At 44.6% G+C, this 21,689-nt stretch carries 25 protein-coding genes; 10 read left to right on the top strand and 15 right to left on the bottom strand.

Features of this window, described 5'->3' with window-relative positions:
• Positions 1-20: 20 nt before the first annotated feature.
• Both BP688_RS13130 and iorB read left to right on the top strand, forming a co-directional pair.
• Complete coding sequence (locus BP688_RS13130) at positions 21-1,448, top strand: DHH family phosphoesterase (RefSeq protein WP_290595744.1); 1,428 nt, start codon at positions 21-23, stop codon at positions 1,446-1,448.
• A gap of 32 nt (positions 1,449-1,480) precedes the next feature.
• Positions 1,481-2,086 carry an indolepyruvate ferredoxin oxidoreductase subunit beta gene (gene iorB, locus BP688_RS13125; protein ID WP_290595742.1) on the top strand — a complete coding sequence of 202 codons (606 nt, stop codon included), beginning with the start codon at positions 1,481-1,483 and terminating at the stop codon, positions 2,084-2,086.
• On the opposite strand, the gene BP688_RS13120 is transcribed toward iorB, so the two are convergent.
• Complete coding sequence (locus BP688_RS13120; protein WP_290595740.1) at positions 2,058-2,918, bottom strand: coiled-coil protein; 861 nt, start codon at positions 2,916-2,918, stop codon at positions 2,058-2,060. The genes iorB and BP688_RS13120 overlap by 29 nt on opposite strands.
• A gap of 192 nt (positions 2,919-3,110) precedes the next feature.
• On the opposite strand from BP688_RS13120, the gene BP688_RS13115 reads away from it, so the two are divergent.
• Positions 3,111-3,476 carry a DUF2178 domain-containing protein gene (locus BP688_RS13115; RefSeq protein WP_290595738.1) on the top strand — a complete coding sequence of 122 codons (366 nt, stop codon included), beginning with the start codon at positions 3,111-3,113 and terminating at the stop codon, positions 3,474-3,476.
• A complete protein-coding gene (locus tag BP688_RS13110) occupies positions 3,473-3,685 on the top strand; it encodes a helix-turn-helix transcriptional regulator (protein ID WP_290595736.1) in 213 nt (70 codons plus the stop codon). Before BP688_RS13115 ends, BP688_RS13110 begins: the two co-directional genes overlap by 4 nt.
• A 5-nt stretch (positions 3,686-3,690) precedes the next feature.
• On the opposite strand, the gene BP688_RS13105 is transcribed toward BP688_RS13110, so the two are convergent.
• Positions 3,691-5,304, bottom strand: coding sequence for a fatty acid--CoA ligase (locus tag BP688_RS13105; protein ID WP_290623270.1), 1,614 nt, complete (start codon positions 5,302-5,304; stop codon positions 3,691-3,693).
• A 120-nt stretch (positions 5,305-5,424) separates the two neighbouring features.
• Between BP688_RS13105 and BP688_RS13100 the strand changes: the two genes are divergently transcribed.
• The gene (locus BP688_RS13100) at positions 5,425-6,516 is read left to right on the top strand and encodes a M24 family metallopeptidase (protein WP_290595732.1); all 1,092 of its coding nucleotides are present in this window, start codon (positions 5,425-5,427) and stop codon (positions 6,514-6,516) included.
• Here BP688_RS13100 and serS read toward each other — a convergent pair.
• A complete protein-coding gene (gene serS, locus BP688_RS13095) occupies positions 6,513-7,889 on the bottom strand; it encodes a serine--tRNA ligase (RefSeq protein WP_349677308.1) in 1,377 nt (458 codons plus the stop codon). The two genes, BP688_RS13100 and serS, sit on opposite strands and share 4 nt — an antisense overlap.
• Before the next feature lie 21 nt (positions 7,890-7,910).
• Positions 7,911-8,753: a heme o synthase gene (cyoE, locus tag BP688_RS13090; RefSeq protein ID WP_290595728.1), complete on the bottom strand. Its 843-nt coding sequence runs from the start codon at positions 8,751-8,753 to the stop codon at positions 7,911-7,913.
• An 89-nt stretch (positions 8,754-8,842) separates the two neighbouring features.
• Here cyoE and BP688_RS13085 point away from each other — a divergent pair, with 89 nt between their 5' ends.
• Positions 8,843-9,379, top strand: a complete 537-nt coding sequence (locus BP688_RS13085; protein ID WP_290595726.1) for an NUDIX hydrolase — start codon at positions 8,843-8,845, stop codon at positions 9,377-9,379.
• Here BP688_RS13085 and BP688_RS13080 read toward each other — a convergent pair.
• The 4 genes from BP688_RS13080 to BP688_RS13065 form a co-directional block, all read right to left on the bottom strand.
• Positions 9,369-10,517, bottom strand: a complete 1,149-nt coding sequence (locus BP688_RS13080) for a nicotinate phosphoribosyltransferase (protein WP_290595724.1) — start codon at positions 10,515-10,517, stop codon at positions 9,369-9,371. The two genes, BP688_RS13085 and BP688_RS13080, sit on opposite strands and share 11 nt — an antisense overlap.
• Positions 10,514-10,798 (bottom strand): MazG nucleotide pyrophosphohydrolase domain-containing protein, encoded by a 285-nt coding sequence (locus BP688_RS13075; RefSeq protein ID WP_290595723.1) that lies wholly within the window; start codon positions 10,796-10,798, stop codon positions 10,514-10,516. The genes BP688_RS13080 and BP688_RS13075 overlap by 4 nt, the downstream gene beginning before the upstream one ends.
• Positions 10,799-10,836: 38 nt before the next feature.
• On the bottom strand, positions 10,837-11,655 hold the full coding sequence (hisF, locus tag BP688_RS13070) for an imidazole glycerol phosphate synthase subunit HisF (RefSeq protein WP_290595720.1): 819 nt from the start codon (positions 11,653-11,655) through the stop codon (positions 10,837-10,839).
• 69 nt (positions 11,656-11,724) lie between these two features.
• Positions 11,725-11,994 (bottom strand): acylphosphatase, encoded by a 270-nt coding sequence (locus BP688_RS13065; RefSeq protein ID WP_290595718.1) that lies wholly within the window; start codon positions 11,992-11,994, stop codon positions 11,725-11,727.
• A 103-nt stretch (positions 11,995-12,097) separates the two neighbouring features.
• Here BP688_RS13065 and BP688_RS13060 point away from each other — a divergent pair, with 103 nt between their 5' ends.
• Together BP688_RS13060 and BP688_RS13055 are read left to right on the top strand one after the other, a co-directional pair.
• Positions 12,098-13,918, top strand: a complete 1,821-nt coding sequence (locus BP688_RS13060) for a beta-propeller domain-containing protein (protein ID WP_290595717.1) — start codon at positions 12,098-12,100, stop codon at positions 13,916-13,918.
• 77 nt (positions 13,919-13,995) lie between these two features.
• Positions 13,996-14,181 (top strand): DUF5350 domain-containing protein, encoded by a 186-nt coding sequence (locus tag BP688_RS13055; RefSeq protein ID WP_290595715.1) that lies wholly within the window; start codon positions 13,996-13,998, stop codon positions 14,179-14,181.
• Here BP688_RS13055 and BP688_RS13050 read toward each other — a convergent pair.
• Positions 14,178-14,729, bottom strand: a complete 552-nt coding sequence (locus BP688_RS13050) for a class I SAM-dependent methyltransferase (RefSeq protein ID WP_290595713.1) — start codon at positions 14,727-14,729, stop codon at positions 14,178-14,180. The two genes, BP688_RS13055 and BP688_RS13050, sit on opposite strands and share 4 nt — an antisense overlap.
• A gap of 2 nt (positions 14,730-14,731) precedes the next feature.
• A complete protein-coding gene (locus BP688_RS13045) occupies positions 14,732-15,640 on the bottom strand; it encodes a deoxyhypusine synthase (RefSeq protein ID WP_290595711.1) in 909 nt (302 codons plus the stop codon).
• A gap of 71 nt (positions 15,641-15,711) precedes the next feature.
• Between BP688_RS13045 and BP688_RS13040 the strand changes: the two genes are divergently transcribed.
• On the top strand, positions 15,712-16,419 hold the full coding sequence (locus BP688_RS13040; RefSeq protein WP_290623269.1) for a (5-formylfuran-3-yl)methyl phosphate synthase: 708 nt from the start codon (positions 15,712-15,714) through the stop codon (positions 16,417-16,419).
• Here BP688_RS13040 and BP688_RS13035 read toward each other — a convergent pair.
• From BP688_RS13035 to BP688_RS13015, 5 genes are read right to left on the bottom strand one after another with little or no spacing between them, the layout of a single operon-like run.
• Entirely contained in the window at positions 16,397-17,584 is a 1,188-nt protein-coding gene (locus BP688_RS13035; RefSeq protein ID WP_290595707.1) for a potassium channel family protein, read from the bottom strand. The genes BP688_RS13040 and BP688_RS13035 overlap by 23 nt on opposite strands.
• Before the next feature lie 28 nt (positions 17,585-17,612).
• Positions 17,613-17,978 (bottom strand): Mov34/MPN/PAD-1 family protein, encoded by a 366-nt coding sequence (locus BP688_RS13030; RefSeq protein ID WP_290595705.1) that lies wholly within the window; start codon positions 17,976-17,978, stop codon positions 17,613-17,615.
• Positions 17,975-19,225 (bottom strand): 3-isopropylmalate dehydratase large subunit, encoded by a 1,251-nt coding sequence (locus BP688_RS13025; protein ID WP_290623268.1) that lies wholly within the window; start codon positions 19,223-19,225, stop codon positions 17,975-17,977. The genes BP688_RS13030 and BP688_RS13025 overlap by 4 nt, the downstream gene beginning before the upstream one ends.
• 29 nt (positions 19,226-19,254) lie before the next feature.
• Positions 19,255-19,752: a hypothetical protein gene (locus tag BP688_RS13020; protein ID WP_290595702.1), complete on the bottom strand. Its 498-nt coding sequence runs from the start codon at positions 19,750-19,752 to the stop codon at positions 19,255-19,257.
• Between the two features lie 3 nt (positions 19,753-19,755).
• Entirely contained in the window at positions 19,756-20,745 is a 990-nt protein-coding gene (locus tag BP688_RS13015) for an AAA family ATPase (RefSeq protein WP_290595700.1), read from the bottom strand.
• Positions 20,746-20,831: 86 nt separating this feature from the next.
• On the opposite strand from BP688_RS13015, the gene BP688_RS13010 reads away from it, so the two are divergent.
• Positions 20,832-21,617 (top strand): MEMO1 family protein, encoded by a 786-nt coding sequence (locus tag BP688_RS13010; RefSeq protein ID WP_290595698.1) that lies wholly within the window; start codon positions 20,832-20,834, stop codon positions 21,615-21,617.
• Positions 21,618-21,689: the final 72 nt, after the last annotated feature.

Genomic DNA, 21,689 nt, shown 5'->3' with positions numbered 1-21,689 from the left:
TTTTGTTTTCTGATTGTGAAATGATCGAAAACGGCAAGTACGAGTATGTTGTTGTAGGTTGCGAGTCTGCTGGTGTCGGACTGGTGAGAGAACTGACAAAAGCTGGAAAAAGTGTTCTGGCAGTGGACAAGTCACAGGAAAAAGTAGAGCTACTCGAAGATGAGGGTTTTGATGCTGTTATAGCTGATCCAACAGACCCCTCCTTCTACAAAACACTCGACTTTGAAGCTATCTCTGCAATTCTTGTTACCGGGGCAAATGATGAGGCAAATCTTGAGACCGTGAGGACGATAAGGGGTGTGAATAAAGAGGTCTTCGTAATTGTCAGAGTTGCTTCTCATAAACTGAAGGAAGAATTTGAGAGTGCGGGAGCAAATATAGTCGTCCTTGTATCGGATGCTATCAAACATACGTTTCTTGAAAAAATAAAGAGGGTGGAAATTTACAAGAAGCTGGAAAAACTCAAGAGCATTCTGGAATCGCTGAAGGGTAAAAGACTGGGAATATTCACCCACGACAATCCTGATCCAGACTCAATGTCATCGGCATATGCTCTAAAGGAGATAGCAAAACAGTTTGACGTTGATGCTGACATTCTCTACTATGGCGAAATTCTGCATCAAAAGAACAGGGCTATGATGAACATTCTCGAGATTCCAATGGTAAGAGCTGAAGAGGCAGACTTAAGCTCATATGAAACCTTTGCGATCGTTGATAGCTCGGGACCGGGTGTAAACAACTCCATCCCTCCAGATATAGACGTTTCCATAATTATAGACCACCACCCGGCAGAGAAGGTTGTTGCAAGATTTGTAGATATTAGAGATAATGTTGGTGCGACTGCAACGATACTCACGGAGTATATCAAGGAATTAAAACTTGTTCCGAGTAAAATACTTGCCACAGCGTTGTTTTTTGGCATAAAGAGTGAGACTGACGAGTTCAAAAGGAATACAAGAACGGCAGATTTTCTTGCATCTGCCTACCTTTACCCATTTGTTGACCATGAGCTTATCGAAAAAATTGAGGGGCCAGCAATATCAACCGAGACATTGGATATTCTCGGGACGGCAATTAGGAACAGGCAGGTTTACTCAAGCTTTCTCCTGAGCTTTGCAGGGTTCATAAACGACAGAGATGCTTTACCGCAGGCTGCAGATTTTCTGCTAAGGCTTGAAGGTATTTCCACAGCAGTGGTTTTTGGGGTTGTCAAAGATACTGTATATATCTCAGCAAGGAATAAGGATGTGAGAATTCACATGGGTGAAGTGCTAAGAAGAGCCTTTGGTGATGTGGGAAGTGCCGGAGGGCATGCACACGCAGCCGGAGCGCAGATACCACTCGGAATTTTCGGTGAGGCTGGTGAAAAGGAGCTGCTTGCTAAGCTGATAACTGAGGCAATAAAGAGGAGGCTGCTAAGCGCACTGGGCATCGAAGCTCAGAGCTAAATTTTTAAATGCATAGTTTGAGAGTGCGAACAATGAAGCTGAATATCGTCATTGTAGGTGTTGGTGGACAGGGTGCTTTGACGACCTCTGGAATTCTCGCAAGAGCTGCAATGAGGGCTGGGCTAAATGTCATCACCGCTGAAACTCACGGCATGGCGCAGAGGGGGGGTAGCGTTGAAGTCCACGTAAGACTGGGAGATGTAAAAGCACCTCTGATCCCGGAAGGGGGGGCAGATGTGATGATAGCCCTTGAACCCTCTGAAGCCATCAGATACGCCAAATTTCTGAACAACAAGTCTGTTGTAATTCTCAATACCCGAAAGATCATCCCGCCATCTGTAACCGCAGGAACAGGAACGTATCCAGAACTGGATGAAATTCTGGCTGAACTTAGAAGGATTACACCGAGAGTTATTGCTGTAAACGCTTCTGAGATTGCCGAGAAGGCTGGAAACATTCTTGCAACAAACGTTGTGGTTGTTGGAATGCTTCTCGGCTACTTTCCGATGCCCTTCAAACTGGAACATGTTGAAGAGGTAATTAGAGAGGTAATGCCAGACAAAATAGTTGATTTAAACCTGAAAGCACTAAAAATGGGATATGAAGCGACTAAATCAACCCAGCCCTCTGCAGTATGAGTAGGTCCTCTGTTTCTATTTTCTCTCCTCTCTTGAACATTTCGTAAATCTGCTTTGCCTTCCTTAAAAGCTCTTCCTTCTCCCGCTGCTCCTTGCTCTTGAACTGTTTTGACCTTAGAGCTTTTATTACCTTCTCAAGGTCTTTGATGTCCTTCCTCCTCTTTATTGCTTCATTGTGGCATCTATCTGCCTCTTTCTTGCTCTCCACAAATTTCATGTGCATTTCATCTGCGAGCTTCCTTTTTTCATCAATCTGGCTGAACATCTGGGAAAGCTGCTCGTGATACTTGTCTGCCTCCTCAGCATAAGCTTTAAGCTGATTGAGAAGTTCCTTTGCCTGATCCTTCAGTTCTCTGATCTGTGAAATTAGTTTCTTGAACTCCTCGTGCCTCTCAAGCTGGTTCTTCCTCTCTTCAAGCTCCTTCCTGAGCTTGGATATTCTCTCAATTAACGCCCTCTCCTTTTCTATCGTGAGCACTGCAGTCTGCTGTTTGAACTCCAATCTCCTGATCTCCCTTTCAATCTCCCCGAGAGGTCTTCCCCCTCGGTCAATGCTTTTTCTGAGCTTATCTACCTCTTTGTAGAGCTTGTCCACTTCTTTGAATATTTCATTTCTCTTTGCCCTTATCTCCTTTACCTTCTTGTTATACTCGTCTCTCTTCTCCTTCACACTCTTCGTTGCTGCAAGCATTTCTCGAACTTCTTTATTTAGCTCATCTCTCTTTCTTGCGTACTCTTTTGCTGCCAAGTTAAGCTCATCCCTCCTCCTTATAAACTCCTGGAGTTCTTTTTCAAGTTGTTCTTTCCTTTCTTCCAACTTTTCCAGCATCATGCTCTCACAACAGCGCGTTTTTTGGAAAACTCTGAAGTCACTTAGTTGGGATGTTTTAGACTGGATTTAAATTTTTCTCTTATCTTTCCACGCGAGCAAGAGGCGGATTGTTAGATTGTGGAATAGTAGCTAAGCGAAAATGTTAAAAATACATAACATAATGTTAGAAATACATAACAGAGGTGGTTTGCTGTGGATAGGAAAAAGTATGGTCTGGTGAGAACCCTGATAGTGGTAATGGTTGGTAGCAGCGTGGGTTATGCTGCTCAAAACAACCAGCCGCTTCTATCGGTGTTTTCAGTTGTGATTGGGTTGATTTTGCTGGGATTTGTAAGAAGGAGAGCTAATGAACCTCTTGTTGACGAAAGAGTTGAAAGGATTGCAGAGAAGGCATCCAGAAGAGCTCTTGAAGTGTTTGGCATTACAGCAGCCCTGCTTACAGCGGTGCTGATAGCTTTGGGCAGAGAGGAAGGTTATGTTCTCGGTTTTGCTGTCTGTGCAGTTCTTGTGGTTTATCTTGCCTTCTATACCATCTACTCTCGGAGCAATATCACATGAAAACCAGAATAAAGGAATACAGAGCTAAATACGGTATGACTCAGGAAGAGCTTGCAAAGAAGGTTGGAGTTAGAAGGGAGACAATAGTTTTCCTTGAAAAGGGAAAATACAACCCCTCGCTAAAGCTCGCCTACAAGATAGCGAGAGTTTTCAACGTTAGAATCGAGGATGTTTTTATTTTTGACGATGATGAACTCGCTGAAAAATAAAAAATTTATTTAGAATACATCTGCCTCAACACCTTCTTGTCTATCTTACCAACGCTGGTCTTCGGTATTTCCTCTACAATCTCAAACCTGTCCGGCACAGCCCACTTGGTTATCTTGCCCTCCTCGACAAACTTCATGAGATGCTCTCTAAGCTCCTCCTGCGTCGGCTTCTCTCCCGGCATTGGTACAATGATAGCCAGCGGCCTTTCACCCCATTTCTCGTCTGGAGTGCCTATCACCGCAACCTCTCTAACCTTGGAGTGGAGGCTGAGGAGGTTTTCGAGGGTGAGAGAGGATATCCACTCTCCACCACTCTTTATCACGTCCTTTAGTCTGTCAACAATCATTATGTATCCATCATCCTCAACCACCGCCAAATCTCCAGTGTGGAGCCAGCCTCCCTCCCACAACTCCTTCGTCTTTTCAGGGTCTTTAAGATAGCCATCGGTTAGCCAAGGCGCCCTCACAACCACCTCTCCGATTTCCTTCCCGTCGGGGTTGACATCAGTCATATCTTCTCTGACAACTCTGACATAAACCAACGGGAACGGAATTCCTGTCTTTACAGACATCTTTAATTTTTCTTCTTCTGGCAGATCAAGCAAATGCGGCTTCACAAAAGCTCCGGTTAAAATGGGACAGGTTTCTGACATACCGTAACCAGCCATCGTGTATATTCCCTTCTCTCTCGCCCTCTTCGCCAAACCTTCTGGAAGCTTCGCTCCACCGATAATCATCTTCCAGCCAGGGAACTTGAAGCCTTCAGGCAGGTTGTCAACAATCATCTGTAGAATTGTGGGCACGCAGTGGGAGTATGTAACGCCTTCAGTCATAACGAGTTTGGCAATCATCTGAGGATCGTACCTGCCCGGATACACGTGCTTGAAACCCAAAAACCACATCATATAGGGAACTCCCCAAGCATGGACATGGAACATCGGTGTGAGAGGCATGTAAACCTCCTTATCGTCAAGCAGTCTCAGCGGTGATCTGTAGCCTGTCATTGCAATGCAGCCTGCAAGAGTGTGAAGGACAAGCTTTCTGTGGGTAAACCAGACACCCTTCGGCCTTCCAGTGGTTCCAGTGGTGTAACTGAGCGTCGCCATCGTGTTCTCATCAAAGTCTGGAAAATCATACTGAGGACTTGCCTTGCTGAGCATCTCCTCATACTCTATGTCGGTGAGCTTGGTTTCGGGCATAGTATCGTCTGTCATAACGACGTATTTCTTCACTGTGTCAAGCTTGTCGGATATGGACTCAATTAGCGGGACAAAGTCCTCGTAAACCAGAACCACTTCATCTTCTGCGTGCTGCATTGTATACAGAATGTCTTCAGGGCTCAGCCTAATGTTTACGGTGTGCAGTACAGCACCCATCATGGGGATTGCAAAGTAGCACTCTAAGTAGCGGTGGCTGTCCCAGTCCAGAACCGCTACCTTCGTCCCCTTCTTAACTCCAATCTCTTCCAAAGCATTTGCCAGTCTACCAACTCTTTCATATATGTCACTGTATGTGAATCTTTTCAGGTCCCTATACACAACCTCCTGCTTCGGTGCGTAGTTTACACCACTCTCCAAGATGTGTTTCAGCAAAAGCTGGTAGTTATACGCCTCATTCATCATATCACCCCTGCTTTAATCATTGCACTTATAATGAGTATAAGAAGTTTTGGATTTAGAGTTCAACGAAAATGAGCATTTAGCGATAGAACTATAATCCTGTTTTAGGAATTATGGCTCATGATCGCAAATACACTCAGAGAGAGCGATGCTGACTTCTTCGTGATGTATGCGACAAGCATAAATGCCAATTTCTACTATGCCACCAGATTCAAGACTTACGACCCCCTTACTTACATTTTCGGAATTGATGGCACAGAAATTCTGCTCGTCCCCGAAATGGAGAAGAGAAGGGCTGAGAGGGAGAGCAGGGTAAAGGAAATAGTATCTCTCGAGGACATCGGGTTTAAGGAAAAGTTAAAGGAATTCAATGATGCCAAAAAAGCCTATCTCGAAATACTTGTTTCCCTCCTCAAGGAAGGGAGGTGCAGAAGGGTTCTGGTACCTGAAGAGCTACCATCCTTCATCTCATTTGAATTGACGAAGCACTTTGATGTGAAGATTGCAAGAAATCCATTTTCGAAGCTCAGAATGGTGAAAAGCAGTAGTGAAATTGAGAAAATAAGAGACACCAGCAGAGCAATTTTGGGCGTATTCAGGTGGTTGCTTGAAAATTTCAGATTTGAGAGATGTGAAGAAGTTAGAAGAGCGATTGACACAAAACTTTTCGCTGCCGGTTATCTTGCAGAGAACACGATATGTTCAACCGGAAAGCTCTCCGCAGACCCCCACGAGCCCGGCAGTGGAAAGATTAAGGACCACCTTATTATTGACATATTTCCGAAAAGCTTAGAGCACGGCTACCACTCAGACTTTACGAGGACAATATTTCTGAGAGAGAACAATGAGCTTGAAGAGATGTATTCAGCAGTCGTTGATGCCCAAGAGGAGGCTTTAAGGATGATAAAGGATGGGATAGATGCCAAGGATGTTCACGAGAAAGTCAAGGAGGTTCTGAGCAGTCAAGGATACAATACAGAGAACGGAGAGGGTTTTATTCATTCAACAGGGCATGGTATTGGGCTTGAAATTCACGAAGAGCCGAGGATCAGCAATCAGAGTGTTATTCTAAAAAAGGGCATGGTTGTAACAGTAGAACCCGGACTTTATTACAAGGATGTTGGAGGGGTTAGAGTTGAAGATACGGTTGTAGTGAGAAAAAATGGGTGCGAGGTTCTTACCACCTTTGAGAAGTTCAACAGGATTTACTAACCTTTAACCCTTTCGACTTTCACGGGCAAAAGGTAATCCTTGGGTGCAGACTCGATGGGTTCAAGATATCTCCGTAAAACCTTCGGAAGTTCAACCCTCCCGTCACCAAGCTGAAAGTTCTCGATTATTGCTGTTATCGCCCTTGTAGTGGCAATTGCCGTGGAGTTGAGCGTGTGCACGAATCCCTTACTCGGCTTTCCCCTCTCCTCGGCATATCTTATGTTCAGTCTGTAGCTCTGCCAGTCCGTGCAGTTGCTGCATGAGACCATCTCCCTGTATTTCCCCTGAGCGGGCATCCAAGCTTCAAGGTCGTACTTTTTGGCAGCAACAATGCCCAAATCTCCGGTGCAGATGTTCACGATTCTGTAAGGCAATTTGAGTCCCTGCCAGAGCTTTTCAACGTTTTCTAACAGCTTCTCATGCCAGTCCCAGCTTTCTTCCGGCAGACAGAAGACGAACTGCTCAACCTTGTTGAACTGATGAACCCTGAATATTCCCTTGGTATCCTTTCCATGCGCACCTGCCTCTTTCCTGAAGCAAGGAGATACGCCCGCGTATAGCAAAGGAAGTTCATCTTCTTCCAGAACTTCGTTCATATGCATCGCTGCTATGGGATGCTCACTCGTAGCGATCAGATACAGGTCTTCATCTTCAACCTTGTATATCACCTCTTCGAAGTCGCTGAAGGCTGTAACACCATTATAAGCTTCTCTTCGCATCATGTATGGTGGATTGACGATTGTAAATCCTGCCTTTCTGAGATAATCGAGAGCATACATGGTCAAAGCAAAATCAAGCCACACAAGATCGTTAAGAAGATAATAGAATCTTGCTCCGGCCACTTTTGCCGCCCTTTCAAGGTCCGCCCAGCCGAAAATCTCAACAGCATCTGCATGGCCTACCGGCTTAACGTCAGTGACATCATATTCCGCCATACCAGCAGTCATCTCAACGAAAGTATCTACATCTTCAAAATAAACCTTGGCTTTTCCCCAGTATTTTACTGGTACATTCTCCGTGTCATCCTTCCCTACAGGGACACTTTCGTGGATTATGTTGGGAATGGACAGCAAAACCTCTTCAAGCTCCCTCTCAATCTTCTTAAGCTCCTCATCGGCAACCTTAACTTCCTCACTGACCTTTTTAGCTTCCTCAATTATCCTGCCCCTCTCCTCCCCTTTAGCATCCTTTACCTTTCTCGCAAGCTCATTTCTTCTCTTTCTGAGCTGATTTACCTCCTTCAGCTTATCTCTCCACTTTTTGTCAAGTTCAATCGCTTCATTTATGATCTCAATACTCAGTCCTCTTCGCTTTTGTGAGTTGTAGAGGACATCAGGATTTTCTCGCAAAGCCTTGAGAATGCTCCACATCAAAAGGAAGGAAAACCTTCTTGTTTATAAAAATACGCCCAGAAGAAGTGAAAGATAAACCATGCCCAAAGTCATGCTCGCGAGCTTGTACATCTTTCTCGCCCCAACCCTATCCGGAGCCATAGCGAACTTGATTGCCTTGAAGAGGAAAAAGGAGACGGCAGTGACAGATACTACAAGGTAGAAAACGTTCAGCGGAAGGAGCAGGTAAAGACTTGCAGCGAGCAGAAGCATGGCTGCAGTAGCAACCACAATCATCCAAGAAGCTTTTTCCATTCCGACAACGAGCGGGTACATGGGGATTCCCGCAATTCTGTAATCTTCCTCGTAATGCATCGAAATATACCAGATGTGGGACGGAATCCATAGTAGAACTATCGCACCAATTATAAAGCCCGGTAGTGTAAAGCCCTGAACCACAACCCAGCCCCCTAAGGCTGGCATAGCACCAGCAAAACCACCCAGAACTATTGAGTAGGGACTCTTCCTCTTCAGCAATATTGTGTAAATAACGATGTCAAAGAAGAGTCCGAGAAAAATAACAATAGCTAATTCGACGCTGATAGTTACAGAGATTGCAAGCCCGATTAAAAACAAAGCAAAACCGTAAACTGCACACTCAACCGGACTCAAAATTCCTGCTGGAAGCGGTCTGTTCCTTGTTCTCGGCATCATGGAGTCTATATCTCGATCGAGCCACATGTTTATTGCCGTTGTGCCTGAAATTGCGAGATACATAGATACTGCCGCAATTATGAACCTATCGAAAGTGCCTGAAGCAACGAGAAACGACACTACAAAGGTAATCATCAATAATAAAGTTTGCTTTGGCTTTGTGATGTCAATTAAAGCTTTAACCTTCAACACTTCACTCGTTGGAAGGAAGATAAAAAAGGTTTTCTCCTAATTTCTACAGCATGAATAACTCTTAAATACAATTCTGCAAAGATCAGATCGTGCTAAGTCAAAGGCTAAGTAAACTGCTCGATCATGACTTGAAAAAGAAAAGCATGGCTGCTGTGTTGGTTCCTTTGTTTGATGAAGTGTGTCCGAAAATCGTTATGATTAGGAGATCAAAGGGTTTGTCGAGAAGTGCGGGACACATAGCCTTTCCGGGTGGCATGATTGAAGATGGTGAGAGCGAGGTAGAAGCTGCATTGAGAGAAGTGGAGGAGGAACTTGGGATAAATCCAGATAAAGTTGATGTTCTTGGCTTTTTGAAACCGAGAGAGGTTATGGAGTACAGAATTCGCATATGTCCCGTTGTCGGGATGATAGACAGCTTGACTTTCTCACCAGATGGAAATGAAGTGAGTGACATTCTGGTTGATGAGCTGAGGAAAGTTTTGAAATCCAGAAGAATTACCGACTGGGGACCGAATTTTGAGTGTGCAGGGCAGCTTGTGTGGGGTGCGTCAAGCAGGGTTCTTGACGACCTCTACTTAAGGATAGTAAATAGATACGGGTCTATTGATAACTTTTTCAGCCAATAAACTCCTCTTCTCTTCCGAGTCTCCTTATGATTTCCATCTGCTTCAGAGCAAGTTTTCTTGCCTCATCCATGTTGGCCTCAGCGAGCACTCTTCCCTTCTCGATGACCTTTCTGAGCATGGGTTCTTTCCCCTCAGCGGGTTCATCCTTGAAGAGTCTTACCTCATCCTCAAGCTTTTCCCAATCTCTGTAAACCTGCTTCATCCCCCCTCTCTTCCCCCTCTTCGCCACGAATTTGCCCTCCTTTTCGACGATGTCAAGAGCAAAGTCTATCGGCCCCGCACCGCTTATCGCTGTTCCCACACCGAAGGCATCAACAATGTCCCTTAGCTCAAGCACATCCTTGAGGCTCAAACCACCGCTCACAAAAATTCTGACGTCTCTTTTTCCTCTAATGTCGAGCTCCCATCTAACCTCCTCAATTATCTTTCTAAACTTACCCCTTCTCGATGAGGGAGTATCGAGACGGACTGCTGTGACGTTCTCAACATTCTCAACAGCCATAACCGTCTCTGTTTTCTCATCGAAGTAAGTATCAACGAGCATGGTTCTTGGAACGTCAGCATCAACGACTTCATCGAAGCTCCTCCACGCTTTGACCTGATCTCCAAAGCAGATGATCATGGCGTGCGGCATTGTCCCCATACTCGGAATTCCAAGATATTTTTCGGCCGAGAAGTTACTCACACCATCAACACCACCGATATAGGCTGCCCTCTCAATCGCTGCAGCAATCGCAGGATGCATTCTTCTCGTACCAAAGGAGAAGACCTCTTTGTCCTTAGCGGCAAGCTTGAATCTGAATGCCTGTGTTGCAACAGCACTTGCGTGGCAGATAAATCCGAGAATTGAGGTTTCGAATCTGGCAAAGTCCAGATAATTGCCTACGATCGTTATAACAGGCTCGTGAGGGAAGAAAACACTGCCTTCAGGCATCGCATAGACATCTACAGGTAAGCCTTCGAGAAGCTTCAAAACATCATTGAGACCAGCGAAAACACCCCAACCAGAGGTCGTCACCTCTGCAACAACCTTTGGGTTCACATTTTTCGCCTTAAGCACCTTTTCCGTCCATACGAAATACTTGTCCGTCACAACGCCCTTTTTTATGTCATCGTCAGAGACTACCAGAAACTTCATATCGTATCACACTCACATGGCTTTTTTCCACAGCGAATGCAGTAACCGGGATATTTTTTTAAAACTTCGCTTTCAACATCAACATCCAGAAGATTTGCGAGACTAACAAGCCATGCTATAACGTCTGCTATTTCCTCTCCAACATTGCTACCCTCTCTAACTGCTTCTGCAAGTTCACCAATCTCCTCAACCACCCAGAGCATTGTTTTTTCAACTCCTCTCTCCCTATCACGGTGAATGTAAATCTCTGCAATCATCTTCTGGAATTCAGAAATTTTCATGGTTCAAGTAGGGCTGGTAAATTTTAAACTTGCCGACATTACTCAAGCCTCACCGGCACTCCCTTTCTGGCCAAATAATCCTTTATTTCGGAAATTGCTATTTCACCATAGTGGAAAATGCTTGCAGCAAGGCATGCATCCGCCTTGCCGTCAACAAAACCCTCATAGAAGTGTTCAATCGTTCCAGCACCACCTGATGCTATCACCGGAATGTTAACTTCCTCACAGATCTTCCTCGTGATTGGGATATCAAAACCATCCTTTGTCCCGTCCCTGTTCATTGATGTGAGCAGTATCTCTCCCGCCCCAAGCTCCTCAACCTTCTTAGCCCACCAGACAGCGTCCATTCCAACAGGTTTTCTTCCCCCATAAATCACAACTTCATACCATGCCCTCCTTCCGTCCTCGAGTTCCACGAAATACTTTCCTTTATCGAGGTCAAAGTTTCTTCTGCAGTCAATTGCTACAACTATACACTGACTGCCAAAAATCTCCGCTGCCTCTTTCACAAGTTCGGGGTTCTTTACTGCGGCTGTGTTAATTGAAACCTTATCTGCTCCAGCAGAGAGTATTTTGTTTATGTCCTCAACCCCCTTTATCCCTCCACCGACTGTGAAGGGGATGAACACCTGTTCTGCCGTCCTTTCAATCACATCTATCATCGTCCTCCTTCCCTCAGGTGACGCTGTGATATCCAGAAAAACAAGTTCATCCGCTCCTTCTCTGTCATATCTCTTTGCCAGCTCAACAGGATCGCCAGCATCTCTTAAATTGACAAACTCAACTCCTTTAACAACTCTCGCCCCCTTGTCGTCCAAGGTGACATCGAGACAGGGAATTATCCGTTTCGCGAGCATTAAGACGCACCTTTTTTGATTTTCAGACAAGCGGTATATAAAACTTAGAAGGTGCTAATATATCCAACTTCAGTATCTAACTTCAAAGCCATTAAAGTCCTCCACATTAGCCTTTCTCACCTCTACACCCCTGACGACAGCAGTGGGTGGACCACGGTTTATAACCGAAAGAAACTTGTCAAGCATGACCTCGTCTCCCACTGCATAGATATAAACTCTTCCGTCGGGAAGATTTTTGACGTAACCTTTAACCCCAAGCTCCCTTGCCACCCTCATCGTGTAGTATCTGAATCCAACCCCCTGAACGATGCCACTGACATAGACTTCAAAGGCGATCATCAACGCTAATAAAGGATTGCGGTATATAAGTTTAAATTTGTTAAAACAAATATTTTACAACGAATTAAAACTGTATATATAGCTCAGATGTATAGTTTTTGATATGAGGGGAAGAGCTGTAATTTTAGTAATCGTTGCATTTACGGCTGTAGTGTCTGCAGCAATTTTACTTTACAATCCTGAAGAGGAGGAGAAAGGATTGAAGGCATTCTCATCCAGTGACGAGTTCAGAGAGTTCTTGAGCAAGTATAGCGGTGGTGTGGTGACGTATCCATTCTACACGCTTGCAGTTGAAAAGGCTATTGCTGATGTGGGTGCACCAAGTCCCACACCAAGTGTGGAGAGGTATTCCCAAACCAACGTTCAGGTTGTAGGTATAGACGAGCCGGATATTGTGAAGACGGATGGAAAGCACATTTTTGTTTCCAAGACTTCATACTATCATATCCAGCCCAGGATCATACCTCCGGTTAAGGGCGAAACTGCTGCTATTACTGCTTTTCCACCCCAAAATATGAGTGTTGAATGGAAAATAGATATAGCAGGTAACATGCTACTATACAAGGATATTCTGCTCCTATTAACCCACAACGAGTTACGCGCTTACAATATTGCTGAGCCTAAGGAAATATGGAAGGTTGAGCTGAACGGGAGTTTGATTGATGCCAGACTTTACAATGGAAAAGTTTACATCGTTACACAGAATGCAATCAATCCAGTAGAACCTTGCCCGATAAGGCCAATGAGTATAAACGGGAAGGTCTACGAGATAGGTTGTAGGAGAATCTACCATCCCACGATGCCAGTTAGTGTGGACACAACATACTCGGTCGTCACCATTGATTTGGAGAGCGGGGAAGTTGAGAACTCTGCATCCTTTGTCGGATCGGCAGGCTACACAGTCGTTTACATGAGCAAGAATGGTATTTACGTGACCTACAACGCCTACACTGACCCTGCAAAGTTGGCATACGATTTTGTTAAGGAGAACACCGATCTCGTGCCTAATTGGGTAGTTGAGAGGATCGAAAAGCTGATGAATTACGATATAAGCAGCAGAGCAAAGAGTGTTGAGATTTCTGTCATAATGGAGCAGTTGATGGCGTCACTCGGAAAAGACGAGAGGTTGAAATTTGAGAACGAATACTGGAACAGGTGGACTGATTTCCAGAAGAAGCATGCAAGAGAGATTGAGAAAACATACATCGCGAAGTTCTCTCTAAGCCTCGAACCTGAGGGAGTAGGAGAGGTTCCGGGAAGGTTGCTCAATCAGTTCTCGCTGGATGAGTTCAAAGGATATTTGAGGATAGCCACAACGGTTGGTGGAGATGAAAACGATCTATACGTGCTTGATGGAGACCTGAAAGTTGTGGGGTCAATAAAGGGGTTCGGACTGGAGGAGAGAATCTACGCTGTGAGATTTGTTGGAGAAAAGGGATACATTGTAACCTTCAGACAGACAGACCCGTTCTTCGTGCTTGACCTCTCCGATCCAGAGAGGCCGAAAATTGCAGGTGAGCTAAAGATTCCGGGCTTCTCATCCTATCTGCATCCGATATCCGAGAACCTCGTACTCGGAATTGGCAAGGAGGATGAATACGTTAAGGTCTCCCTCTTCGATGTTTCAAACCCGGAAAATCCCATGGAGATTGACAGATACACATTGAGGGAGTTCTGGAGTGATATCCTCAACACCCATCACGCCTTCCTGCTCGATAAGGAGCATGAGATATTCTTCCTACCAGCTGTTAATGGAGGATACGTATTCTCCTACAGCGGAGGTGAGATTAAGCTGGTTAAAGCCGTCAACATCAATACAAAGAGGGCGATTTACATCAACGACTACCTCTACATCATCGGAATGGACAGAATAACAGCCTACGACGAGAATACATGGGAGCAGGTAGGAGAAATCGAGATTTGACTTCTATTTACCATACTGTATTCTTCCCGGCATCCCGGCCAATAAACTTTTTAAATAGGAAGGATTGATTAGCAGTCATGGGTAAGACAGGCAGTGTAACATGGGTTAAGATAAAGAAGAGGAACAGCAACGAGTATAGGCTGGTGCCAACCAAGTGGCAGGATTACAAGAAGCCAGGTCCAAATCAGAAATACACGTCCAACGGGAAGAAGAGGAGGAGGATAAGGAGGTCTCAGAAATCTATCCTTGGTGTGAGAAGCTAACCTTTTTCGGGTTTGAGGGCCGCCAGATAGTGATAGGGCAAATCCTTTACCTTTATTAACCTTAGGTCACACATTTCTTCAAGCTCTTTAATGCTGATCCTCTCCTCAAGAGGGGGACCAAACTGCATTTCCTCTTTCTTCCACTCTGCCACAACTACAAAATCCGCTCTTCTCGACCATGCAAGGTATTCTGCAGGGTTTTTCATCTCGTGAAGAACGTTTGAGAAAAGGACAAGGTTAATGTCGAATTCTACCTCAGGAGGTTTCCCTGAAACTATAATCCCGGCGTTAAGCACTTTTTCATCGGCAAGTCTTTTCTTCAGCATCTCAGCCATTTCAAAGCTAATCTCAACTGCGTAAACTTTTTTGAAAATTTTTGCAAGTGGGATCGTAAGGTAACCCGTTCCCGCTCCGATGTCGAAGGCAACATTCTTCTTCAAACCCTTCAAGTTCTCTATGAACCTGATCACTTCATCAGGCGGAAATACTTTCTTCCTCCAATCAGATTCCAGTATATGAGCCTTCTTCGGATCGAAAACATGTGGCATGCTTATCCCCTCCACCTCAAATTGTCCAGTAGGTAAGTGTACAATAGTGGTAGGGCGATTGTTGCATCGCAGTAAACCGTAACGGCTTTCGCATCAGCTTTGAGCTTGCACCAGCTCTTCGCTTCTTCAAGTGTTGCACCGCTCAACCCACCCCACTGGGGGGAATCGGTGGTGATCTGAACAGCATAATCGAAACCCTCAGCAAGGAGCATTGCCTGGAGTGTGAAATTCTTTGGCACCCCTCCGCCAATAACAATCACTCCCATTTTCCTTTTCTGGAAGCAGAGGTCTATCATCCTGCTCACATCTCTGAAAAAGTCAATCTGCAAATCTTTGCGGTAAATGGTGACATGAAGCCCAGCAATAGAGTCGTGAAGAGTTGGGCAGAAGATTGGGGTTTTTTCATTCCAAGCCTTCTTAAGAAAAGAACTCTCGTCGTCTATCCTCCTGCCGACTTCCCACAGAAACTCATATGATGCATAAACACCTTTTAACTCAGATATAATCTGAGAAAGAAATTCCTCAATCTTCTCAAAGGCCTCCTGCTTTATGTAAACATCATATATTCTGTTTATATTCTTCTCTGCCAGCTCAAGATCATCGGCGTAGGGTGAGCCAATTTCATGGCCCAGACCGAGTGACTCGGAAATTTCGTGGACTATGTTCGCTCCTGTCGTGATCAGACAGTCAACAAACCTCCTCTCGATCATGTCCGCAACAATTTTCCTCATTCCAGCAGGTATCATCGCTCCGGCAAGGGTGAGAAAGACGAAAGAATCATTCTCTATCATTTCCTTGCAAATCTTGGCTGCTTCTCCAAGTCTTCTCGCGTTGAAAGCTGTCGAACTGAACATTTCAACGAGTTCTGAAGCTCTGATCCCCTGTCTGATTTCTGGGCTTTTAACTTTCATGAATCTGCATTTTCGGAAGGGTTTAAAGCTCTTTCAAAAGGCATATATACCACTGAATAGGTCATCCTTTGATGAAGGTATTGGTTAGCCCCATGAGTATTGCCGAAGCAATCGAAGCAATAGAGGGAGGGGCGGACATCATTGACGTGAAGAATCCCGCTGAAGGTTCTCTTGGAGCAAATTTTCCGTGGGTGATCAGGGAAATTTCAGAGCTTGCGAAAAAGCATGGTAAGGAAATCAGTGCCACAACTGGTGATTTGCCCCACAAACCCGGAACCGCAAGTCTCGCTGCTCTCGGTGCTGCGGTTGCTGGGGCAGATTACATAAAGGTCGGACTTTATGGAGTGAGAAATGCTGGAGAAGCCAGCGAGATGATGAGCGCAGTTACAAGGGCAGTTAAGGATTATGACTCCAAAAAGAAGGTTGTTGCTGCAGGATATGGTGACTTCTACAGGATAGATGCTATCTCCCCTCTTGAGCTTCCCGAAGTTGTGGCGAAAGCTGGGGCAGACATCGTGATGGTTGATACAGCAATTAAGGATGGTACATCACTTTTTGATCACATGAAAATTGACGAAATTCGGAAATTCGTCGAACTTGCTCATGACAACAACCTGCTCGTCGCTCTCGCAGGAAATATCGGCTGGGGACACATCGAGGTGCTAAAGGAACTTTCACCCGATATAATAGGGGTAAGGTCAATTGTCTGCGAAGGAGACAGAAGCTCGATGATAAAAAGAGAACTCGTGGTTAGGCTTATGGAAGCTGTGCAGGGGTAGAGCAGAGCCTTAATAGCCCTTCTTCCCCCTCTCTTGTTCCCTTTGCAATCAGCAAGTCCCCGCTGAAAATTTTTGTTGCGGCTGTCGGCTTGGTAATCCACTCGTTCTTTCTCTTGATCGCAATGATATGCATCCCAGTATTTGTTTCAACCTTTGCCTCTCCGAGAGTTTTCCCGTTTAACGGTGAGTTTTCAGAGACGTTTATGAGAGTGAGAACTTCATCAGTCTCCCTCATTGCTTCCTTGAATATTACTGGAACATCCATCTTGTCCAACAGAACCTCTGAGATATCTCTGGCAGCATCTGCAATCAACTCGGAACAGTAGGCAATCTCTATTATGGACATCAGAGGCTTTAGCTGCTCTTCAGCGAAATGAGAGCTGCTTTTCAGTATGTTCTTTTCAATTTCAAATTTCATGTTGTCAATGACTTCCTCAAGATAAACGACTTCCAGCGCTATGTCGTTGTTGCCGTAGATCAAGGAAGAGTAGGCAAGATCAACTGCCAGCTCGGAAAGATTCTTCATTTCGATCAACAAGTCGACAGCAGTGTCAAGCTCCTCGATTTTTATGTCCTCTGGCTCTGGGGGCATCTGAATGGCTTTCCCCGTCACAACCTCGTAGAATTTTGGAACCGCATAGGGGTCTCCTCTGGCAAAAAGTAAATCACCCTTGTAAACTTCAGTATCTCTGTCCGGGTTGAATATCCAGCTGAATTCTCTTTTTATCGCAATAACCCTCATCCCCGTTTTTGTGTGAAGTCTGATCTCTCCAAGAGTTTTCCCTGCTATCCCCGAATCCTCAGGAACCTTAACACTCACAACAGTCTCTTCTGAGTGGTAAAGAATTAGGTTCACGATCTCCTCCGAGAGCTTGAATCCCCTCAGGACAAGAGAAGATATGTCACCAGCGGCACTGCTTATCTTCTGTCCGGCATTCGCTATATGGAGAATTGACGAAACCTTTTCGGCATCTTCGACTCTCCTTGCAGCGAGAACCGATACGACTCTTATCTGCTTAAGCAAATCCAGAACTCTTGCCTCAAGCTCAAGAACTTCCTCTGCTATGTCCTCATTGTTGTAAAGGATCGCAGAATAGGCAAGGTCAACCATCAGCTCTGTGGTGTCTTTAATATCCACGAGCAGGTCTTTAACCGTTCGAGGCATTTCAATATTCTTTAATCCTCATCATATATTAATCTTCTTCAACTACTTCAAGTTCGATTTCGCTGCCACTCCTGTCATAACACTTCCAGCTCCTCTCGTCGTAGGGATAGCACACTATTATGTGATACTTCCCGAATCTCGTAAAAAGAGCCATGTCTTCATCTGATGGCCTGCAGCTTGGTGATGAATGGCTGTGGACAGTTCCGAAGACCTTCATGCCGATGGGAAGCATGTCGAGATGTATCACTGCTGAAACAGAACCAGAAACAAAGGGGAGAAAAATCAGCTCTTCAATCACGTCTTTACTCCCACTCAACAGAGCTACGAATTCATCCGGATGAGCGCTCTTTGCAGCTTCGAGTATTGTAAGTAGCAGAGTCTTGGAGATTTTCACAGAAACTCCCTCGGATCAGCTATTACACCTTTAACAGCGCTTGCTGCTGCTGTAGCTGGAGAAGCGAGGTATATCTCCGCATTGGGATTCCCCATTCTTCCCTTGAAGTTCCTGTTCTGAGTTGAGATGCACACCTCTCCATCCGCAAGCACTCCCTGATGGATTCCCACACACGGCCCGCAACCCGGAGAGAGAACAATCCCATCTGATTCAACAAAAATCTTCAGCAAACCTTTTTCTAAAGCCTGAAGGTATACTCTTCTGCTCGCAGGCACAACAATAAGCCTCACTCCTCTTTTAACTTTTCTCCCCTTTAGAATTCTTGCCGCAATTTCAAGGTCTGAAAGTCTGCCATTGGTGCACGTTCCTATGTAAACCTGATTCACTTCTGTTCCCTCAACTTCCTCAATTTCTGCAACATTGTCAACATTATGCGGTTTAGAGATGAGAGGTGACAAACTGGAGACGTCAATCTCTATCTCCTTCTCATACTCGGCGTCTTCATCAGCCTTAATCTCTCTGAAGTCTTGCTCTCTTCCGAGTTCAGCAAGAAAGTGTCTCGTATTATCGTCACTCTCAAACAAACCAGCTTTTGCACCGCACTCAACAGCCATGTTTGCAATTGTGAGCCTCTCTTCAACACTCAAACTCTCAACACAATCTCCGTGAAACTCAAGAGCTTTGTAGGTTGCGCCACTGACCCCAAGATCACCGATGAGCTTCAGGATTACGTCCTTCGCAAAAACGCCCTTTGGCATCTTCCCAGTAAGACTGACTCTGAAAGTTTCTGGAACTCTAAACCAATTCTTGCCGAGAGCCATGGCGACAGCAACGTCGGTAGAACCCATACCAGTCGAAAATGCCCCTATGCCGCCGTAGGTGCATGTGTGGCTGTCAGCCCCCACCGCAAGGTCTCCGGGCTTTACGTATCTCTCAACCATGAGCTGATGGATGATGCCCTCACCCGGTGAGTTAAAATCAGCTCCAATCCTGTTAGCAAATTCATAGATAAACTTCTGATCATTGCTCAGTTCCTTTCTTGGAGAGGGGGCAGCATGGTCAACGAAGAAATGTGTTCTGTCAGCAGCCCTTATTTCGGTGCCAAGTTCCATAAGCTGTCTTATTGCCAGAGGTGCTGTACCGTCTTGGAGGGCTATCTGATCAATCTCAGCAACTACAAGATCACCAGCATACGCGTCGCTCTTTGATTTTTCGCTTAGTATTTTCTCGGCTATTGTTTTACCCATACTCTGAGTAAATGCGTGGCTTTTTAATGTTACTCACTAACAGCTTCCTTACATCTAAGGAAAGCTTTGCGAAGCTCATCAATTCTCGGATGCCCTCTGCTTAGTATCGAATTAATCAGAGGCTCAACCTTTTGAGGATTTAATAAGCTAATCTTCTTAAATTCTTTTGGATTATTTGGAAGATTGAAAATCCTAAAGTCGAGTCCCAAAATCTTTGCGGTTTGAATCAGCCATCCCTCACGATCAGGGCTTAGAACTATCAAATAATTATTTCTCTCTTTATCATGAGCTACAATGATGTCGTGTTTGTTTAAAATTATTGCATTTTTGAGCAGATTTTCTAAATAACTGGGTCTCGATTTTGTTGGGTCTTCATCCACAAGTCCGCATGAGTTAGTACTGTCTCTTAACTTGTTGCAGACTTCCCCTATTCCTCCTGCACATATAACACATCTCTTGAAGCTCATCTTGGTGACGAGGAGCATATCCGTTTTGCACTCGACGAACAGCTTCTTTTCAAATGGCATTTATTAATCCTCCATTAGAGCATCTAAGTTGAAGAATACACTCGAACCTAAGTTGAGAATTTCTTGAAATTTCCTTTCACTCAGCTTTTTAACTTTAGTTTGGTAGTCCTCGTAATACGTAATGTAAACCGCCAAATCTTCTTTTGGAGTTTTCTCTATGAGTGTAAGTAAAAAGTAGGGATTATGGGTCGTTACGAAGTACTGGTTGCTGTCGTCTAAGGCCACTAATTCGGCTAGATACTTAGTGTAAAAAGGAAATGCATTGGCTTCCGGCTCTTCCATAGCTATTATCGAATTTTTGTTGGTTAAAATTGCTGAAATATAGAACATAAGACGTCTGAATGTATCTGAAAGTGTTTGGTATGGGTAAGTTATTAAATCGAACTCTGTTTCTTTCACAACTTTAATCTTATTAGTGTCAGGCTCTCTCATCAATCTGAGACCGTAACGTTGAAGAATGTCTCCAAAAATCTCTCTAAGTCTTTTGTGAGTTGCATAAACTGACGGAAAGTTACTGCCATCTGGTAAGAGAAATTCGCTCTCTCTTCTCTTAAATTCTTGCCAGGGACTGAATCTGTAGAATTTGAACTGCTTGGAAATTTCGTTGAACTTATTAGCAGAACCCGCAAACAAAGTATATGGAGGTATTAGGTTGGGTTCAACGCTCCAGTAATAAGAACCATCTTTAAAATATATTTTGATTTCAAAATCCCATTTTCCGTTAAATTTTACATTCACAGCGTCGTCCAGATTATTGTCGTAGAAAATATTACTGTAATCTTCGAACCTAATAAAGTTTGTGACTCCAAATCTTCCATAGTAAGCTACGGATGGCAGACCAACTACTGATTCAATTATGTTCGACTTACCTGTATTCGGTTCACCTATGAAGATGTTAAGCCTTCTGCAATCGAACTTAAGATGCTTTATTGATTTGAAGTTCTCTATTTCTACTTCTCTAATTGGTACAAGAGATCGGGATACCGACTTCATAACCTCAATACTTTTTTACTATTTTAAACTTTAGTACTTAACCAACTCTAACAGAAACTTTTTACCTTCCTATTCCTAATTAAATCATGAGACACCCAATAGTTGCAGGTAGCTTCTACCCCTCCAACCCCGAATCCTTGCTGGCAATGCTTAAGGAATATACAGAACCAGCGAAGGATGAAAGCGTTATTGCATGCATTTCCCCCCATGCAGGTTATGTTTACTCAGGCAGAACTGCCGGTAAGGTTCACTCTCTCCTCCCAGATGCCGAAACTTTCGTCATCCTTGGTCCCAACCATACGGGCGTGGGATTGCCAGTTGCCGTCTCCACCGACACCTGGCTCACCCCTCTCGGAGAGGCGGAGGTTGATCAGGAGTTCATCGAAGCGATGCCGAGGATAATTGTGGATGTTGACGAAAATGCTCACAGGTATGAACATTCCTTGGAGGTTCAGATTCCCTTTCTGCAGTATCTCCACGAGGATTTCAAGATTGTGCCAATATGTCTTGGATTGCAGGATGAGGAGACTGCCAGAGAGGTAGCGGAGGAAATTCTTGAAGCTGAAGAGAAAACGGGAAGGAGGATTGTGGTCGTAGCTTCTTCAGATATGCACCACTATCTACCTGACGAGGAGTGCAGGAGGCTGGATGAGAAGGTTATAGACAGCATCCTTTCGATGGATGTAAAGAAATACTATGAAACAATATACAAACTACAGGCAAGTGTTTGTGGTTACGGGTGCATTGCCGTTGCGATGAACTATGCGAGGGAAAAAGGGGCAAGAGCTGAGCTTGTTGATTACTCAACGAGTGGAGACGTTGCAGACAGGAGTGCTGTTGTGGGGTATGCAGGGATAGTTTTCAGGATTTAACAGAGTTATAGCATTTCATTAATTTACTCATAAATACGAAAATCGAACTATGGTATCCCGAAATAATTTCAC

The sequence above is a fragment of the Archaeoglobus sp. UBA230 genome, from assembly GCA_002507545.1.
Lineage (GTDB): Archaea > Halobacteriota > Archaeoglobi > Archaeoglobales > Archaeoglobaceae > Archaeoglobus.
Note: the sequence above shows the minus strand (reverse complement) of the source record. Positions and strands in the feature narration are given on the sequence as shown.

Excerpts from the sequence above, each read along its gene's own strand:
- BP688_RS13080 (WP_290595724.1), bottom strand. The coding sequence starts at position 10,517 with ATGAAGTTTCTGGTAGTCTCTGACGATGACATAAAAAAGGGCGTTGTG.
- BP688_RS13130 (WP_290595744.1), top strand. The coding sequence starts at position 21 with ATGATCGAAAACGGCAAGTACGAGTATGTTGTTGTAGGTTGCGAGTCT.
- BP688_RS13065 (WP_290595718.1), bottom strand. The coding sequence starts at position 11,994 with ATGATCGCCTTTGAAGTCTATGTCAGTGGCATCGTTCAGGGGGTTGGA.
- BP688_RS13040 (WP_290623269.1), top strand. The coding sequence starts at position 15,712 with ATGAAGGTATTGGTTAGCCCCATGAGTATTGCCGAAGCAATCGAAGCA.
- BP688_RS13075 (WP_290595723.1), bottom strand. The coding sequence starts at position 10,798 with ATGAAAATTTCTGAATTCCAGAAGATGATTGCAGAGATTTACATTCAC.
- BP688_RS13020 (WP_290595702.1), bottom strand. The coding sequence starts at position 19,752 with ATGCCATTTGAAAAGAAGCTGTTCGTCGAGTGCAAAACGGATATGCTC.
- BP688_RS13025 (WP_290623268.1), bottom strand. The coding sequence starts at position 19,225 with ATGGGTAAAACAATAGCCGAGAAAATACTAAGCGAAAAATCAAAGAGC.
- BP688_RS13035 (WP_290595707.1), bottom strand. The coding sequence starts at position 17,584 with ATGCCTCGAACGGTTAAAGACCTGCTCGTGGATATTAAAGACACCACA.
- BP688_RS13105 (WP_290623270.1), bottom strand. The coding sequence starts at position 5,304 with ATGAATGAGGCGTATAACTACCAGCTTTTGCTGAAACACATCTTGGAG.
- BP688_RS13015 (WP_290595700.1), bottom strand. The coding sequence starts at position 20,745 with ATGAAGTCGGTATCCCGATCTCTTGTACCAATTAGAGAAGTAGAAATA.
- BP688_RS13045 (WP_290595711.1), bottom strand. The coding sequence starts at position 15,640 with ATGAAAGTTAAAAGCCCAGAAATCAGACAGGGGATCAGAGCTTCAGAA.
- BP688_RS13055 (WP_290595715.1), top strand. The coding sequence starts at position 13,996 with ATGGGTAAGACAGGCAGTGTAACATGGGTTAAGATAAAGAAGAGGAAC.
- BP688_RS13050 (WP_290595713.1), bottom strand. The coding sequence starts at position 14,729 with ATGCCACATGTTTTCGATCCGAAGAAGGCTCATATACTGGAATCTGAT.
- BP688_RS13110 (WP_290595736.1), top strand. The coding sequence starts at position 3,473 with ATGAAAACCAGAATAAAGGAATACAGAGCTAAATACGGTATGACTCAG.
- iorB (WP_290595742.1), top strand. The coding sequence starts at position 1,481 with ATGAAGCTGAATATCGTCATTGTAGGTGTTGGTGGACAGGGTGCTTTG.
- BP688_RS13010 (WP_290595698.1), top strand. The coding sequence starts at position 20,832 with ATGAGACACCCAATAGTTGCAGGTAGCTTCTACCCCTCCAACCCCGAA.
- BP688_RS13060 (WP_290595717.1), top strand. The coding sequence starts at position 12,098 with ATGAGGGGAAGAGCTGTAATTTTAGTAATCGTTGCATTTACGGCTGTA.
- BP688_RS13120 (WP_290595740.1), bottom strand. The coding sequence starts at position 2,918 with ATGATGCTGGAAAAGTTGGAAGAAAGGAAAGAACAACTTGAAAAAGAA.
- BP688_RS13100 (WP_290595732.1), top strand. The coding sequence starts at position 5,425 with ATGATCGCAAATACACTCAGAGAGAGCGATGCTGACTTCTTCGTGATG.
- hisF (WP_290595720.1), bottom strand. The coding sequence starts at position 11,655 with ATGCTCGCGAAACGGATAATTCCCTGTCTCGATGTCACCTTGGACGAC.